Annotated in this window: 17 protein-coding genes; 9 read left to right on the top strand and 8 right to left on the bottom strand. The window is 68.2% G+C overall.

Going from position 1 to position 15,181, the window contains the following annotated elements:
- Nucleotides 1-44: 44 nt before the first annotated feature.
- From IG94_RS0129385 to IG94_RS0129375, 3 genes are all read right to left on the bottom strand, one after another.
- Complete coding sequence (locus IG94_RS0129385; RefSeq protein WP_031043933.1) at nucleotides 45-1,160, bottom strand: NAD(P)-dependent alcohol dehydrogenase; 1,116 nt, start codon at nucleotides 1,158-1,160, stop codon at nucleotides 45-47.
- 195 nt (nucleotides 1,161-1,355) lie between these two features.
- Complete coding sequence (locus IG94_RS0129380; protein WP_031043929.1) at nucleotides 1,356-2,447, bottom strand: Gfo/Idh/MocA family protein; 1,092 nt, start codon at nucleotides 2,445-2,447, stop codon at nucleotides 1,356-1,358.
- Between the two features lie 77 nt (nucleotides 2,448-2,524).
- Nucleotides 2,525-3,496 (bottom strand): aldo/keto reductase, encoded by a 972-nt coding sequence (locus IG94_RS0129375; protein WP_031043927.1) that lies wholly within the window; start codon nucleotides 3,494-3,496, stop codon nucleotides 2,525-2,527.
- 293 nt (nucleotides 3,497-3,789) lie between these two features.
- On the opposite strand from IG94_RS0129375, the gene IG94_RS0129370 reads away from it, so the two are divergent.
- The 4 genes from IG94_RS0129370 (at nucleotide 3,790) to IG94_RS0129355 (ending at nucleotide 5,746) form a co-directional block, all read left to right on the top strand.
- Nucleotides 3,790-4,332, top strand: coding sequence for a MarR family winged helix-turn-helix transcriptional regulator (locus IG94_RS0129370; RefSeq protein ID WP_224326452.1), 543 nt, complete (start codon nucleotides 3,790-3,792; stop codon nucleotides 4,330-4,332).
- A gap of 70 nt (nucleotides 4,333-4,402) precedes the next feature.
- Nucleotides 4,403-4,651 carry a type II toxin-antitoxin system CcdA family antitoxin gene (locus IG94_RS0129365; protein ID WP_031043921.1) on the top strand — a complete coding sequence of 83 codons (249 nt, stop codon included), beginning with the start codon at nucleotides 4,403-4,405 and terminating at the stop codon, nucleotides 4,649-4,651.
- Nucleotides 4,648-5,049, top strand: coding sequence for a hypothetical protein (locus tag IG94_RS0129360; RefSeq protein WP_031043917.1), 402 nt, complete (start codon nucleotides 4,648-4,650; stop codon nucleotides 5,047-5,049). Before IG94_RS0129365 ends, IG94_RS0129360 begins: the two co-directional genes overlap by 4 nt.
- Before the next feature lie 319 nt (nucleotides 5,050-5,368).
- The gene (locus IG94_RS0129355; protein ID WP_031043914.1) at nucleotides 5,369-5,746 is read left to right on the top strand and encodes a hypothetical protein; all 378 of its coding nucleotides are present in this window, start codon (nucleotides 5,369-5,371) and stop codon (nucleotides 5,744-5,746) included.
- 638 nt (nucleotides 5,747-6,384) lie between these two features.
- Here the strand turns inward: IG94_RS0129355 and IG94_RS0129350 are convergent.
- From IG94_RS0129350 to IG94_RS0129340, 3 genes are all read right to left on the bottom strand, one after another.
- A complete protein-coding gene (locus tag IG94_RS0129350; protein WP_031043910.1) occupies nucleotides 6,385-7,578 on the bottom strand; it encodes an alcohol dehydrogenase catalytic domain-containing protein in 1,194 nt (397 codons plus the stop codon).
- Between the two features lie 80 nt (nucleotides 7,579-7,658).
- The gene (locus IG94_RS0129345; protein WP_031043905.1) at nucleotides 7,659-8,216 is read right to left on the bottom strand and encodes a type 1 glutamine amidotransferase domain-containing protein; all 558 of its coding nucleotides are present in this window, start codon (nucleotides 8,214-8,216) and stop codon (nucleotides 7,659-7,661) included.
- Between the two features lie 281 nt (nucleotides 8,217-8,497).
- On the bottom strand, nucleotides 8,498-8,806 hold the full coding sequence (locus IG94_RS0129340) for a putative quinol monooxygenase (protein ID WP_031043901.1): 309 nt from the start codon (nucleotides 8,804-8,806) through the stop codon (nucleotides 8,498-8,500).
- 346 nt (nucleotides 8,807-9,152) lie between these two features.
- Between IG94_RS0129340 and IG94_RS40875 the strand changes: the two genes are divergently transcribed.
- From IG94_RS40875 to IG94_RS0129325, 3 genes are all read left to right on the top strand, one after another.
- Nucleotides 9,153-10,084, top strand: a protein-coding gene (locus tag IG94_RS40875) for an IS5 family transposase (protein ID WP_372459479.1) whose coding sequence is annotated in 2 segments (ribosomal slippage) — nucleotides 9,153-9,551 and nucleotides 9,554-10,084 — 930 coding nt in all. Because the reading frame shifts where the segments join, the coding sequence is not laid out codon by codon here.
- A 631-nt stretch (nucleotides 10,085-10,715) separates the two neighbouring features.
- Nucleotides 10,716-11,297, top strand: a complete 582-nt coding sequence (locus tag IG94_RS0129330) for a DinB family protein (protein ID WP_031043897.1) — start codon at nucleotides 10,716-10,718, stop codon at nucleotides 11,295-11,297.
- 166 nt (nucleotides 11,298-11,463) lie between these two features.
- The gene (locus IG94_RS0129325; protein WP_031043896.1) at nucleotides 11,464-12,030 is read left to right on the top strand and encodes a Uma2 family endonuclease; all 567 of its coding nucleotides are present in this window, start codon (nucleotides 11,464-11,466) and stop codon (nucleotides 12,028-12,030) included.
- 141 nt (nucleotides 12,031-12,171) lie between these two features.
- Here the strand turns inward: IG94_RS0129325 and IG94_RS0129320 are convergent, their stop codons facing one another.
- Nucleotides 12,172-12,858 carry a siderophore-interacting protein gene (locus IG94_RS0129320; protein WP_031043895.1) on the bottom strand — a complete coding sequence of 229 codons (687 nt, stop codon included), beginning with the start codon at nucleotides 12,856-12,858 and terminating at the stop codon, nucleotides 12,172-12,174.
- A 200-nt stretch (nucleotides 12,859-13,058) separates the two neighbouring features.
- Here IG94_RS0129320 and IG94_RS0129315 point away from each other — a divergent pair, with 200 nt between their 5' ends.
- Together IG94_RS0129315 and IG94_RS0129310 are read left to right on the top strand one after the other, a co-directional pair.
- Nucleotides 13,059-13,616, top strand: coding sequence for an RNA polymerase sigma factor (locus IG94_RS0129315; RefSeq protein WP_031043894.1), 558 nt, complete (start codon nucleotides 13,059-13,061; stop codon nucleotides 13,614-13,616).
- A gap of 38 nt (nucleotides 13,617-13,654) precedes the next feature.
- Nucleotides 13,655-14,317, top strand: coding sequence for an alpha/beta hydrolase (locus IG94_RS0129310; RefSeq protein ID WP_157852337.1), 663 nt, complete (start codon nucleotides 13,655-13,657; stop codon nucleotides 14,315-14,317).
- A 24-nt stretch (nucleotides 14,318-14,341) separates the two neighbouring features.
- On the opposite strand, the gene IG94_RS0129305 is transcribed toward IG94_RS0129310, so the two are convergent.
- Entirely contained in the window at nucleotides 14,342-14,782 is a 441-nt protein-coding gene (locus IG94_RS0129305; RefSeq protein ID WP_031043890.1) for an ATP-binding protein, read from the bottom strand.
- Between the last annotated feature and the right edge of the window lie 399 nt (nucleotides 14,783-15,181).

Below are 15,181 nucleotides of genomic sequence, written 5' to 3'. Positions count from 1 at the left end.
CGGAACGCCTCTCTGTGTTCTTGGAAATCTGTCGAACGGGCGGTCTATCCCGGTGACGTGAATCGAAGGACCGCCTTGGTCACGCGGCCCGAGCCCGCATCCTCGAACGCGGTGTCGATATCGGCGAAGTCGTAGAAGGACAGCAGCCGGTCGATCGGGAACCGGCCCGCTCGATAGAGCTGGGCAAGGTCGTTGATCAGGAGCGACGAGACGGCGTCGCCCTGGATGATGCCCTGCAACGACTGGCCGAGCGTGAGCCGGCCGGCGTCGAGCACGGCGCCCGCTCCTTCGTGGAACGCCACGAAGCCGAATCGGCCCATCGGTGCCAGGGCGCCGACCCCGGCGTCGAGGTTCTCCGCGCGGCCGCTCGTGTCGAGGACGTACTCCAGACCGCGCTCGTCGACGGCACGGAGCGCGCCGGTCAGATCCTCGACTTTCCCGGGGTCGACGAGGTGCGTCGCCCCGAGATCGCGGGCCAGACCGAGGCGGCCGGCGTCGACGTCGACGGCGACGATGGTGGTGGCACCCGCGACCTGAGCCGCCATGACCGCCGCCAGGCCCACCGCTCCCACGCCGAAGACCGCGAAGGACGCCCCCGCCGGCACGGCGAGGGCCTTGAGCACGGCCCCCGCGCCCGTCTGCAGCCCGCACCCCAGCGGCGCCATGACGTCGAGGGGCAGATCGCGGGGGACCTTGATCGTGTTCCGCTGGTGGGCCAGGGCGTGGGTGGAGAACGAGGACTGGCCGAAGAAGTGACCGTGCGGCTCCGTGCCGTGGGCGACGTGGAGGCCGTTCGAGCCGTCCAGCCGGGCACCGGCGAAGTTGGCCGCCCAGACGTTGTCGCAGTAGGCCGCGTGAGAGGACATGCACGGCTTGCAGCGGCCGCACGAGTGGTAGGAGAGGACGACGTGGTCACCGGGCTCGACGGTGGTGACAGCGGCCCCCACGCGTTCGACGACTCCTCCTCCCTCGTGCCCCAGCACCACCGGCAGCGGCGTCGACATTCGCTGCGCCCGCACGTGAGCGTCGGTCGCGCATATTCCGGTCGCGACCATGCGAACGAGTACCTCGTCGGGCCGCGGGTCCTCGATCTCGATGTCGCGAAATTCGAAGGGCCCGTCCTGCGCTTCGAGAACAGCGGCGCGCGCGGAGGTGGTCATACGGCGTGAGCCTGCCGCGAAGCGCCGCGAGCGGCTTGGTGACGAGGCACTGATTTCATCAACGACTCCCTGATCAGGGGGGTGGGCCTCAGGAGCCCTTCAGCGGGTCCGAACCTATGTCGGTCGCCCGTACTCGCGGATCGGTCGCCGTATCGGTCACGGCAGTGATGCACGGTGCCGCGAGGTGCGGTGGCGTCAGTGCCGGACGCCGGTCCGGGCGGCTTGTTCGACTCGGGCGACGAGACGGCTGTTGTGGGCGGCGTGCTGGAACCCCGGGGTGTAGTGGGTGCCGTTGGCGATGTCGCGGGCCAGGCCGGCGTAGACCTCGCCGACGTTGATGGAGGCGCCCGTCCAGATGTCGGCGGCGGTGGGTCCCGCGCCGGTGGCGACCGGGCGGTCGGGCGCGGCGAAGTCGACGCTCGACGAGAGGGTGAGGTCGCCGACCTGCACGCCCGCGGGATGGTCGCCCGTCAGCTTCAGCCAGCCCTCCGATCCGCGTACTTCCAGACTGAAGTGGGCGTCGGAGGCGGGCACGCCCGCCAGGATCTGCACCCCGACCGGCGCCCCCGAGGAGGTCTTGGCGATGGCGTCGAGGTGATCCGGGACCTCGCGGACGGATATCGCGCCGGTGTCGACCAACTTCACCTGCGGCCAGAGGAGTTCCGTGCGGGCGTCGATCTCGGTGATGTCGCCGAGAACGGCCTCGACCACATCCAGCACGTGGCCCGCGGCGATGGTGAGGAAACCGGCTCCGGACGCTGCCTTGTCGAAGTACTCGTACGCGCTCACCGACTCCGGGCCGTTGCCGAAGGTCGTCGCGGCGACTCGCGCCGAGAGCAGCCGTCCGAGCCGGCCCTGAGCGATGATCTCCGCCGCGCGGCGCACCGAGGGGTTGAGCCGGCCCTGCAGGCCGATCGCGGTGTGCAGCGAGCCGGCCGCCTCGGCCATCTCCTCCGTCTGCGCAACCGTCGCGCCCAGTGGTGACTCCGCGTACACGGCCTTGTTCGCCGCGAGGGCCGCCAGGACGAGCTCGCGGTGAGCCGGGACCTTCACCGCGACGGTGACGACGTCGATCGAAGGGTCACCGATGAGCGCGTAGGGGTCCGCGAACCACCGCTCCGCGCCGAACGCCTCGGCAGCGCTGCGCGCGCTCTCCTCGTGCCGCGTCGCCACACCGGCCAAGTGAAGGCCGGGCTGTGCCGCCAGCGCGGGTATGTGCGATGCGCCCGCCCAGCTCGCCTTCGTATCCGCGCCGATGATGCCGACCCGAATGAGAGTGCTTGACATGATGTGGTGTTCCGTTTCTTTCGCTGAAGCAAGACGTGGTGTGGTGCGCGGGCCGAATCGGCGCGTTCGCGCTTCTCTCACTGGTCGACGGCGGCCATGTCGGGCTCGGCATGGCGTTCGCCGGACGCCGGTGTGAGGTTGTTCAGGCGGGTGATCTGGCCCGGGGTGAGTCGGACGGCGTCGGCGGCGCTGTTCTCCTCGAGGCGGTCGATGCGTTTCGTCCCCGGAATGGGCGCGATGCCGTCTCCCTGCGCGAGCAGCCAGGCCAGAGCGACCTGCGCGGGCGTGGCCCCGACTTCGTCGGCGACCTCGCGTACCTGGTCGACGATGCGCAGGTTGCGCGTGAGGTTGTCGCCGGTGAACCGGGGATTGGTGCGACGCCAGTCGGCGGCGTCCAAGCCGTTCAGGGTGCGGAGGCCACCGGTGAGAAAGCCGTGTCCCAGCGGTGCGTAGGGGACCAGTCCGATGCCGAGCTCACGCAGCGCGGGCAGCACTTCGGCCTCGGGGTCTCGTGTCCAGAGCGAGTACTCGCTCTGGACGGCGGCCACGGGATGGACCGCATGGGCCCGGCGGACGGTCGCCGCCGCCGCCTCCGACAGGCCGATGTGGAGGACCTTGCCCGCCTCCACCAGCTCGCTCAGCGCTCCCACCGTCTCCTCGATGGGAGTGCCGGGGTCGACCCGGTGCTGGTAGTAGAGGTCGATGCGGTCGGTGCCGAGCCGCCGCAGTGAGCCGTCGACGGCCGTGCGGATGTTGACGGGGGTGCTGTCCGGGCCCGGCCGGCCGGTGTGGGAGACGAGGCCGAACTTGGTGGCGAGGACGACCTCGTCCCGGCGGCCCTTGACCGCGCGGCCCAGGAGTTCCTCGTTGACGTAGGGGCCGTACACCTCGGCGGTGTGCAGATGGGTGACACCCAGGTCGACGGCGCGACGAATGGTGCGGATCGACTCGGCTCCGTCCCGACCTGCGCCGGTGTAAAAGGCCGACATCCCCATGACACCCAGGCCGATGCGCGGGACATCGAGCCTGCCGAGCGACGTGGACTGCATCCGTTGTCCATTCCGTGTGGGGCGGGCCTCAGCGCCGCAGAGCGAACTTGACGCGTCAAGTTCTACTCCTTCGAACTTGACGCGTCAATAAGTGGGTCTAGGATGTCCTCATGGCGAGGACGGCAGATGACACGAACGGCCGGCGCCGTCGGCGACCGCGGAACGGGCCGACATCCGAGGCGACGGCTCGTGCCGGCGAGGACTCCGACTCGGGGGCGTCCACCGGTCCGGTTGCCGAGACGCGATGGCTGAACGGCGACGAGCTGGCGGCATGGCTGGCCAACTCCGCGATCATGATCAGCCTGCCGGCCGCGCTGGACGCGCGGATGCAGCGCGAGGCGCGGCTGACCTTCTTCGAGTACATGGTGCTCTCGGTCCTGTCCGAGCAGCCGGCTCGCACCATGCAGATGAGCGCCCTGGCCGCGCGAACGGCGGCGTCACTGTCGAGGCTGTCCCATGTCGTCGGTCGGCTCGAGAAGCGCGAACTGCTCGCACGCAACCGGATCCCGGGTTCCGGAAGGCGCACCACCGCGACGCTGACCGAGGCCGGTTACGACGTGGTGGTGGCAGCGGCGCCGGGACACGTCGCCGCGGTCCGCGAGTACCTGATCGACGGTCTCGGTCCTCAGGAGCTGGCGGCACTGCGTCGCATCGGCGTCGCGGTCGACGCGGCCATCAAGCGCGGGCAACCCGGCGCGGGCTCTGCGGCTTCGCCTCCGGGGGACGGCGCGGTGGACGGCCGGTCACCCACGGTTCATCCGGCTGCACAGCCCCCGGCCGACACCTTGATCGCCACTCCCCGCGGGCCCGCCGGCCAAGAGCCCGACCAGCCCTGACTGACTGACGGAGCCGTGAGCAGCCAAACCACCGCACAGCGCATGCCGCATACTCCAGTATGCTTGCCGTATGTCCTCAACGACTCGCATCACCGTCACGCTCCCCAGCGACCAGGTGGCGGAGCTTCGTAAGCTCACGGACAACGTCTCCGGCTACGTGGCGGAAGCCGTAGCCCGCCAAATCCGGCACCAGCTCCTGGGGGACGATCTTCGCCGCCACGAGGAAGAGCGCGGACACTTCAGCGACGAGGAGCTCGCCGAGGCCCGCGCGAAGATCTTCGGCTCCGTCGACTCCTCCAAGGACGCGGACGCCGCGTGAGCGAGCACATCGAGACCGTTGTCCTGGACTCGGAAGGGCTCTCCGCCTGGATCGCGCAGGACCGCAAGCTCCTCGCGATGCTTCAGGTCTTCCACGACATGGGAGCCGACCTGGCGATCGGGGCCAATACCATCGTGGAAGTCAGCCACTCCCGTACCAACATGTCTCGCCTGAACTGGGTTCTGTCCCGCGTCAAGGTGGAGCCGGTCACCGAACAGGCGGCGAAGGCAGCGGCCAAGCTACTCAAGGACGCCGGACTGCACGGGCACAAGTACGCCATCGATGCCACAGTCGCCGAGGTCGCCCTTCGCCAGCCGAAACCCGCCGCCCTCCTGACCTCCGACAGCGACGACATGACCAAAATCTGCGGAAACCAGGTCCGCATCATCCCTCTCTGACGTCGCAGGCCCAGCGCGAGCACATCCTGGGTGGGTCCGCCGCAGCGCTACCCTCGTGCCCCATCCGTGCCCGGCACAGCGGACGACAGCGGTCGAGTACGGCGTCCACAGCCCGTGGCCGTCCACGCCCGGCGCGCCGGCTCGTCGCACTTCGCACCAGGTCCACGTTTCAAGGTGCGTGATCCTGCCAGATGAGCGGGGACTGCAGCTCTGGGGAGTCAAGCCAGGGGAGGGCCAGTGCTGTGACCGGGATGGTCCACCGTGATCGGAAGGCTGCTCGCACGACAAGCGTACGTGCAACGGCTGGTATTACTGGGGCATGCAGGAAGAGACGGCACGCTCCGCGATCGACACGTTCATCTCCGCGTTCAACGCCTCGGGCGACAGCTATGTGACTGCCCTGCTCTCCCAGGCCCTGACCTCAGACGTGGTCTTCTGGGGGCCGTTGGGTCGCAGTGAAGGAATCGCGGCGGTCGAGCGGTTCGTGCTGGAAATCCGGAGCCACCCGGCGGGGACCGGCACGATGGTGCGCTGCTCAGCGGTGGACATGCCTGGCGAGTGGGCCCGGTACCAGTGGGTCTTCACCACGCCGGATGGAGGCCCCCGCCTGGCGGGCACGGACGTCGTCCATCTGCGGCGGAGCCTCATCGACCAGGTCATCGTCTTTGCAGGAGAGATCGAGCCGTCCGCCTCCTGAGTCGTCCTTCTGCCCCTTTCGACACTCCGGGGCTGCGGTTCGGGGTCGGTCACGCTGCGGTGTTGAGGGGGCGTCCGCCCCAGCGGATGCCTGGTCAGCAAGTCTCACCGTGTCTTGTCACGCTGAGTGCCAGCAGAGAACAGTTCGGCATACTGCGCCTCAGCCAGGTCGATGCGGCTGCCTGTCTCAAGGGACTAAAGGTGTTCCTTTCTCCCAACCCTTACGACCTCGACCCATCATCGAGTTCGGTCTCACCAAAGACCGACTGATGGACAGCATGGACGTGGTAGCTGACCTCGACAGCAGGCCCGTACTGGTCAAGCTCACCCCCACCGAGTGCGAGCACCTGATCCGCCAACTCTTCGAGGCGATCGGGATGGAGGCATGGAACACCCAGGCATCGATCGGCTCAGCAAAACCCAGCTCACCAAGATCCCCGGCAAGGCCCAGGGAAAGAAGAAGTAGACGCAGCTCACCGGTGAGCCCCCTGCCCGCGGTCTTCTCGCGGACGGGGGCTTGTTGCTCTCAACGCGCCGTCTGCCGGCTTCCGCGGGGTCTCTCCGTCAGCCCGGCCAGGCGCCGGCGACCACGAACGAGACGACGGTTCCACCTAGGCACTGTTTCTCGGATCGCGGGCCTCAGGCGGGAATGAGGCCGTGGGGGTCGATGATGAACTTCTGGGACACTCCCGTATCGAAGGTCGCGTAGGCGTCGGGGGCGTCGTCGAGGCCGATCACCTTCGTGTTGAGCATGGCGCTCAAGTAGGGCATGCGATCCCACAGGATCGCCATCATCAGCTCGCGGTTGTAGTGCATGATCGGTGCCTGCCCGCCGGAGATCCGCGGCGACTTGATCCACGCCTTGCCGAAGTCGATCGGGTACGTACCCTCTTGCTCCGCCTTCGACTTCGCGAGCGGGTCGGCGCCGTATACGCCGATGACTCCGGTGGCCCCGCCCGCGCGGGTGGCGTCGAGCACCTGGTTGATGGCGTAGGCCGGGTCCATGTCCTCGGCCTCGCGGCCGATGCCGTGCGCCTCGGTGCCGACATAGTCGACTGCGCAGTCGACCATGGGTTCGCCCAGGATGGCCTCGATCTGGTCGGTGAGCGCTGCGTCCTGGCTCAGATCGACCGTCTCGCAGCCGTTCTTCTTCACCAGCTCCAGGCGGTCCTTGTGGTAATCGCCGACGATGATGCAGGACGCCCCGAGGAGGCGCGCCGCTGCTGCGCCGCAGCGGCCGACCGGGCCGGCGCCGGCGATGTACACGGTCGAGCCCGGCTTGGCACCGGCCTCCATGAGACCGTGAAACGCGGTGGGCAGGATGTCCGAGAGCAGCGCCAGGTCACGGATCTTCGACATGGCCTGGTCCCTGTCCGGGAAGCGCAGAAGCTGGAAGTCGGCGTACGGGACGAACAGGTACTCGGCCTGGCCGCCGGTCCAGTCGCCCAGGTTGAAGCCGTACGCTCCGCAGGACACCTTGGGGTTTGCGTTCTCGCAGACGTCGGTCCGGCGCGCCCTGCAGTTGCGGCATCGGCCGCAGGCCACGTTGAACGGGACGGAGACGAGGTCGCCCTCACTGAGGAACTCGACGTCGGGGCCGATCTCGATGACCTCCCCGGTCATCTCGTGCCCCATCACCATGCCCTGGGGCACCGGGAAGGACCCGCGGTAGATGTGCAGGTCGCTCCCGCAGATGTTGGTGGCGACGATCCTGAGGATGACTCCGTGCGGGGCCTTCTTCCCGTTCGGCATCTGAAGCTTCGGGAAGTCCAGGGACTCAACGCGCATGTCTTTCGGGTTCTGGAACGTGACGGCGCGGTTGCTGCTTGCCATGACGATCTCCTCTGCTGATCCACGGGGCCTCGGCCGTGGGAGTGCCGGATGTCATTTCGGTGGCTTGCGACTTCTCCCGATCAGGCGGGTTGCGGTGCGTTGGCGAAGCGTTCGACGATCGCCTTGCAGAAGGCGGGAAGGTCCTGCGGGCCGCGGCTGGAGATCAGCTGGCGGTCGATCACGACCTCCTCGTCGACGACCTCGGCGCCAGCGTTGCGCAGGTCAGTCCGAATGCTGGGCCAAGAGGTGAGGCGGCGACCGTGCAGCACGCCAGCCTCTGCCAGGGTCCAGGGTCCGTGGCAGATGGTGGCAACGGGCTTCCCGGTCTCCACGAACTCCCTCACGAAGGCGACGGCGTCGGGGTCGGTGCGCAGCTGGTCGGGGTTCATGGTGCCGCCGGGCAGCAGGAGCGCATCGTAGTCACCCACACGGGCGTCGGCGACCTTCTTGTCCACGGTAAAGGTTCCGGCCGGGTCGATGTCCATCTGGCGCGCGTTGATCTCGCCGGTGTGGAGGGACAGGAGTTCAGCCTGCCCTCCAGCGCCCAGCAGTGCGCCGAGAGGCTCTTCGAGCTCGACGCGCTCAACGCCGTCCGTGGCCAGGATGGCGACCTTCCTGCCGTGTAGTTCGTTGGTCATGGTGCGTGGTTCCTTCCGGTGGTCGGCGGGGGACCGGTTCGGGTCCGTTCTGTCGCCGCTCAGCTGCCGTCGAGGTGGAGGAGGACCTTGGTCCAGCCGTCCTCTCGGTGGCCGAAGGTGCTGGTAGGCCTGCGGCGCCTGGTCCAGCGACAGCTCCTGGGAGACGATCCAGGACAGCTTGGCCTTGCCCTGCTCGATCAGCCCGCACAGCTGCCGGTTGTACGCCTTGACGTTGGCCTGGCCCGTGGCTGATCCACGTCGCCCCGCGGGCAGAGCCTGCTCTACGCGGGCTGCTTCTCCACGACGACATCGAGCTGCTCGATCGTGGGCTCCTCGAAGAGCTCACCCGTGTTCTCACCGAGCGCTTTCGCGACCGCACCCGACAGATGCGCCTGGCGCCCGTCGTCGTCGGGAAAGGCATCGAAGATCCCGAACGACGAGGGTCCGAACTGGATTCCGAACCACCTGACGGTCTTGGGCTCCCCCTCGACGATCGACAGCCCTTGGTTCAAGAAGTCGCGGACGTCGTCCTCTCTGCCGGGCAGTGCTTCGAGGCGTACCAGAAGCGCTTTGCTGACCTGCGTTGCCATCTTGGGTCTCCTCTGCCTTTACGCGGTTCGCGTTGTCGATGATCGGAACGCCGCTACGACCGCCTCGCCGACCGTCTGACACTGCTCGCCGCTCGCCGCATCACTCCTACCGCTTGAATCTTTGGCCGTTGTGGCGGAGCGGGATGCCGCTAACGAAGATCATCATCCAGCCCTGGTTGGAGACCTGGACGCCGTAGAAACTCCTCACCGGACTGTCGAAGACACGCGCTGTGAAGGCCTTGATCGCCGCCGTGGAACCGTTTGATCTATCTACCGTCACCTGGGGTCGCATCACGCGCAAACGCAAACGCAGACGCGGGTGGGGTGTTAGCGCCAGGCTGGCTGTATGGGCCGTGGTGATCTGACGAATGCGGAGTGGGACCGGCTGGTGTCGTTCTTACCTCCTGGTGGTGCGCGTGGTGGTAGGTGGAGCGACCACCGCCGGGTGATCAACGGGGTTCTCTACCGAGTGCGGACCGGTGTCCAGTGGCGGGATCTGCCCGAGCGGTTCGGACCCTGGGAGACGGTCTACAAACGGCATCGCCGCTGGTCAGCCGATGGAACGTGGCAGATGCTGTTGTCCCGCATCCAGACAGCCGAGGATGCCGAAGGCGGTATCGACTGGGACGTGTCGGTGGACTCCACAGCAGTACGAGCCCACCAGCACGCCGCCGGCGCGAGGAAGGCGTCCCCGGCCGCCGTTCCTCAAAAGGGGGCCGTGCGAGGGACGAACCAGGTCGATCCGGTACTGCGGAAACTAGCCGCCCGTCTGGAGGAGGTGGTCAGATCGGGGAGTGTCTGGGACGTTCCCGCGGAGGATTCACCACCAAGATCCACCTCGCCGCCGACGGACGATGCCGACCCCTCGCCCTCGTCCTGACACCCGGACACTACGGTGACGGACCCCAGCTCGAGCGGGTCCTGGAACAGGTTTCGGTGCCGCGAACCGGAGTCGGACGGCCCCGCAACCGGCCCGACCGTGTCCTTGCGGACAAGGCCTACACGTCCCGACGTAACCGCCGCTACCTGCGACGACGCGGCATCCCGCACACGATTCCCGAACGTCTCGACCAGCAGGGACACCGCAAGAACCGAGGGTCCCGAGGCGGGCGGCCCACCGGTTTCGACAGCGAGCGCTACAAGAAACGCAACACCGTCGAACGCACCATCAACCGCCTCAAGAGCTTCCGCGCCGTCGCTACCCGCTACGAGAAACGCGCCTACATCTACCTCGGCACCGTCACGCTCGCAGCCCTCGCCATCTGGCTCCGAACGTGATTCGAGAAACAGTGCCTAGTAAAAGCCCCTCAGTTACCCCTCGTGTTGGAATCATGACACCCGCAGCAGACACTCGCTAGACGTTTGCACAACGAGTGGGTGAGGATCTGAACCCCTGCTGTGTCTGCAAGGGCAGACGAGCGCTGTCGCAGCTTTCCAGACTGAGGGCTAATGCATCGTCGTCACGGATCGGCCGACGCGGCTTGCGCTGGTCGTCGCATAGCAGCGTGGCTGAGGCCGGTGGGGGTGCATCGAGGCATACGTGTGCGAGGTCGGTCGACGCACTCGCCGTCGTGGCTGACTGTCGTCGGCTGAGGTGCGGACAGGGCACTTCGAGGGTGCCGGCCGTCAGTCGAGCGCGGCGAAGCTGGGCCGTCCCTGGGTCGTCCGAGGTTGCTCGACAGTGGCCAATGACGACCAACGACGACCACCAGGCGCACGATCCCACCGCCCCTGAGCAGCAAAAACGCAGATCATTAAGATCCCCGGCAAGACCCAGGGCAAGAAGAAGTAGAGAACGTGATCATGCCCTTGAGCTGTGCGTAAGGCGCGGCTCAGGGGCATTGTCGTGCGCTGCGGTCCAGGTACGGGATCTTGAGGCCACGAGTAGTCCATGGCAGGCTCCTGCCGCGTGATCGAGGAATTCGCGAAGGACAGCCTGCACGGGAGACTGCGGCGGGACCGCAAGGCGCTGCTCTGGAAGCTCGACGGCCTGTCCGAGTATGACGCCCGCCGGCCCTTGACGGTGACCGGGACCAACCTCCTCGGCCTGGTCAAGCACGTGGCCGGCGTCGAGGCCAGGTACTTCGGCGAGGTCTTCGGTCGGCCGTCCCCTGAACCGCTGCCCCGGTGGCAGGACCACGACGGCGGCGATCTGTGGGCGGCTGAGGACGAGGCGAGCGATCAGATCATCGGGTTCTACCGGCGCACGTGGGAACACGCAGACGCGACGATCGACGACCTTGCCCTCGACGCCCCCGGCCACGTGCCGTGGTGGCCGGAGCCGCATGCCGACACGAACTTGTTCGCCGTCCTGGTCCACGTCCTCGGCGAGACCAACCGGCATGCCGGGCACGCCGACATCCTGCGCGAAGGCGTCGACGGCCGAACCGGGATGCGCCCCGAACACGAGACACACATTGATGAGGACGCCCGTATCGCCCACTGCGCGAAAATCGAGCAGGCCGCCAGATCGGCTGCATCAGTCAAGTGACAGAAGGCTGTCCCACGTGGCTTGGCGGCATCTGCCGCCGCCGTTCGACACGTCCTCCGCCACCGCGCGTCGTCGGCGTAATTCCGCGCGCCTGCAGGGTGAGGTGCAGACAGTACGCTGGGCCCAGCGGGACCAGGCCCGCCGCGCAGTGTCCGGGAGGCGTGTCATGACTGCCGAGATGGTGGCCCCGGCGTGGATGCACGAGCAGATCACGGCGGAGGAGTACGAGTCGTGGTCCGAGGAGCAGTGCGCCGGCATCGAGATCGTGGACGGGATGGTCGTCGTGAGCCCCAGCGCGTCCAAGCGGCACAACCGGCTGGCGCGGCTCCTTGCCAACGCCCTGGATGCCGCTGCGGGCCCTGACTGGAACGCCGACACGGACTTCGACGTCCGGCTGCAGGACGTTCCGCTGACCAATCGGCGCCCCGACGTCATCGTCTACCGCGCCGACACGCTCGACGTCACACCCACGCGCCCCGAGCACGTACTGCTGGTGGCCGAGGTGGTGTCGCCGGGCTCGGAGACCACCGACCGGATCGTGAAGGTCGACCAGTACGCCAAGGCCGGTATCGGCTTCTACTGGCGGATCGAGCAGGCCGTGACGGGTGTGCCTCTGGTGTACACCTACCTTCTCGACCCCGCGACGAAGACCTACCGGGACGGGGACGTTTTCACCGGGGTCGTGAAGGTCGCCGCTCCCTTCGCCGTGGAGATCAACCTCAGCCAGGTCTGAAGCACCGGCAGGCGGGAGACGCCCGTCCCGGCAGCGACATGCGTGAGCGGACGGGCCGTGCGGACACGCTCGTTGAGAAGTCGCCTGCCGTGAACGGTCAGCCGGGCATTACGGCGGGAGGGACGCGAAGACCTCTGCGCGTCAGTCCATGCCCTTCTTGCCCGGCGTCCAGAACGGCTTGGTCAGGACCGCGCGCCGGTCCCACCCCGCTTCCTGGACGAGTACCCGCCGTACTGCTTGCACCTCCCGTGCCTCCCCGGCGACATACGCGATCCCGCCGGGCTCCGGGGCGAGGCGTCGTACCGCGTCCGGCAGTGACGTCTCGCCCCGGAGTATCCAGTCGAGCCGGTCGCCGCCCGCCAGGGGCAGCCGGTCCGCGGCTGTCGCCGTCTCGACGCACCCGGAGACGACGGCTTCCCCGGGCAGTGCCGTGAGCATCGCACCGAACGCGACCGAGGCCGTCTCGTCGCCGACGAAGAGGTGGCGGGCGGCGTCGGGACGCAGCGTGAAGGTGCCCTCGGGGCGTCGCAACCGCACCTGTTCGCCCGGTGCGACGGTGCGGCCCCATTGGGCGCCCGGTCCGCCCGCCTCGTGGTCCAGTACGCACAAGTCGACGCCGCCGGACGGGTCGTAGTGCCAGATCGAGTACGTACGGAGGGCGAGTCCGCCGACCAGGACCCGCACCTGCTGGCCCGGCCGGACCTCCAGACCGGCCAGTTGTTCGCCCTCGATGCGCAGCCGACGCATCCGGGCGGTGACCTGCTCGGCCTCGGTGACGGTGCCACGTACGGTCAGAAGATCGAGGACGGGGTCCAGGAGAGCGGGCATGAAGAGCTCCTCAACGGGGGCGGGTTGGCGTACTCAACGGGAGGATGAACGCGATAGTACGCGTCTTCGGGAGATCGCGATAGTGCGTGTCGGGGTGGGCGCCGCCGTGACTCGGCTGAATCCTCTGGGCCGACCGCTGACTCTCTTGGGGGCAGGGCAAGCGGCCGGTGCGGCCGAGGAGTTGAGGGGAGTGGGGGACCGTGGCTCAGTTCACGAGGTCGTCCTGGCCGGGTGGTCAACTGGTCAGTGCCGCCCAGCGCGGTGACAAGGCGTCCATCGAGGTGTTGGTCTCCGGGGTGTACCCGCATGTCCGGCGGTTCGCGTTCTCGCTGTGTGCCAGCAGCCAGGACGCCGAGGACGCAGCGCAGGAGGCGATGATCGTCCTCTTTCGCAGAATCGGGACCCTGCGGGCCACCGCGGCGCTCGCCTCCTGGCTGTTCCGGATCGTGCGCAACGAGTGCCTGCGGCGTGCCCGCGGCCTTGCACGCCGCTCGGACACGGCTGTTGACACCTCGGCCGGTGAAGCGGTGGCCTCCTCGGCCGAGGACGACGTGCTGGGCCGGTTGGAGATCGAGCGGCTGGCCGACGTGATCGCATCCCTGCCGGACGACCAGCGTCGCGTCCTCATCATGCGGGACATCCAGGGGCTGCCGGGCAAGACCGTCGCCTCGGCGCTCGGGGTGAGTACGCCGGCGATGAAGTCCCGGCTGCACCGCGCCCGCACCGCCGTGCGCGAGGGGCTGGGTGAGCCGGAGTGAACGTCCACCGGAACCCGGTGCCGGCCACGCCCCGAGGCGTGCTTCTCGTGCACGGCGCCTGGCACACCGGCAAGGCGTGGAACGGGGTCGCCGCCAGGCTGCGAGCGCAGGGTGTCGCCGTGGCCGTCGCCGAGTTGCACCGGGATTCACTGGCCGGGGACGTCGCGGCCGCCGAAGCCGCACTGGACGGCATCGCCGGGTCCGGGCCCGTCGTCGCCTGCGGCCACTCCTACGGCGGCGCCGTGATCAGCGGTCTGCCCCCGTCGAAGGTGGCGCACCTCGTGTACCTGGCCGCGATGATGCCCGACGTCGGCGAGACCAGCTTCGGGCTGCTCGCCCAGGCGCCGAGCGACCTGGGCGCCTGCATGGTCGGTGACGTCGCCGGCACCACCACGATCGATCCGGCCCGGGCCGGGGGACTCTTCCACGGGCAGCTCGAAGCGGACCGGAGGTCGCGCCACGTCGCCGAGCTGGTGCCCCAGGTCATGGCGGCCGGCCATCAGGCGGCGGTGACGGCGGCCTGGCGCTCGCGGCCCAGCACCTACGTCCGCTGCACCGACGACCGGGTCGTCCACCCGGAGCTGCAACGCCGTTTCACCCGGCGCGCCACCCGCACGGTCACCTGGCACAGCGACCACGGCGCCTTCGCTTCCCACGAGTTGCACACCGCCGCACTCCTGGCCCGGCTCGCCGGGACGTGAGCCTCCCTCCCCCCAGCCGCTGCATCAAGGCGCCGACCAGGCGCCCGCCATCCGGAAGGAGACCACCGTGCCTCCGAAGCGGCCGGGACCGGAGTGCCAGGAGTCGGCGAGGGAGGCGACCAGCAGCAGTCCGCGCCCGTGTGCGTCGTCGGCGTCGGGACGTCTCAGCCGCACGCTTTCGGGCAGCCCCGGATTGTGCACCTCGACCAGGAGCGAGGTCCCCACGCGAAACCACTCCACCTGTACGAGCCAGGGCCCGTCCGGCGTTCCGTGGACGACGGCGTTGGTTACCAGCTCCGAGAGCAGCAGGACACAGTCGTCGACCGAGCAGTTCGGGCGGTATGGAGTGAGGAGCTTCCGGAACCAGTGCCGGGCCCGGGGGACGGACTCCGCGACGGGGTGCAGAGCCATCGCGCCGAGGCGTGGTGACTCCTCGCACGGACAGCGGTCGATCGAGTAGGTCACCCGTTCACTCCCCGACGCTGTGATCGTAGGGGGAGAGGGGATCGCCTGGAGATGAAGCTGCTTTCGCCCGTCCGTCGTTGGCGACGTGCTCCCTGGTGGCCGCTCTCGGCGTCGGCTCCGCCACCGTCGAAAGAGCCATTCCTTGCGACGTCATACCGCACCCCTCATTCCGGAAGTCACTGGGACAACATCTCTAGACATGTACTGTGGCGAATATCTCTAGAGACGTCAAGTCGCTCGTGAGGAAGGGGGATTGAGGACCCGGTGCGTTACGCGCAGCGAGTGAACGCCCAACTGTGGCCTAAGAAGTCATCTCATTTGGTGAGTCTGCGGTAGCAGATGAGGGTGCAGGCGATGCTGGTGAACGCGAGGAAGTGGTCGGCCTTGCGTTCGTAGCGT

This window comes from Streptomyces olivaceus (assembly GCF_000721235.1).
Classification (GTDB): domain Bacteria; phylum Actinomycetota; class Actinomycetes; order Streptomycetales; family Streptomycetaceae; genus Streptomyces; species Streptomyces olivaceus.
Note: the sequence above shows the minus strand (reverse complement) of the source record. Positions and strands in the feature narration are given on the sequence as shown.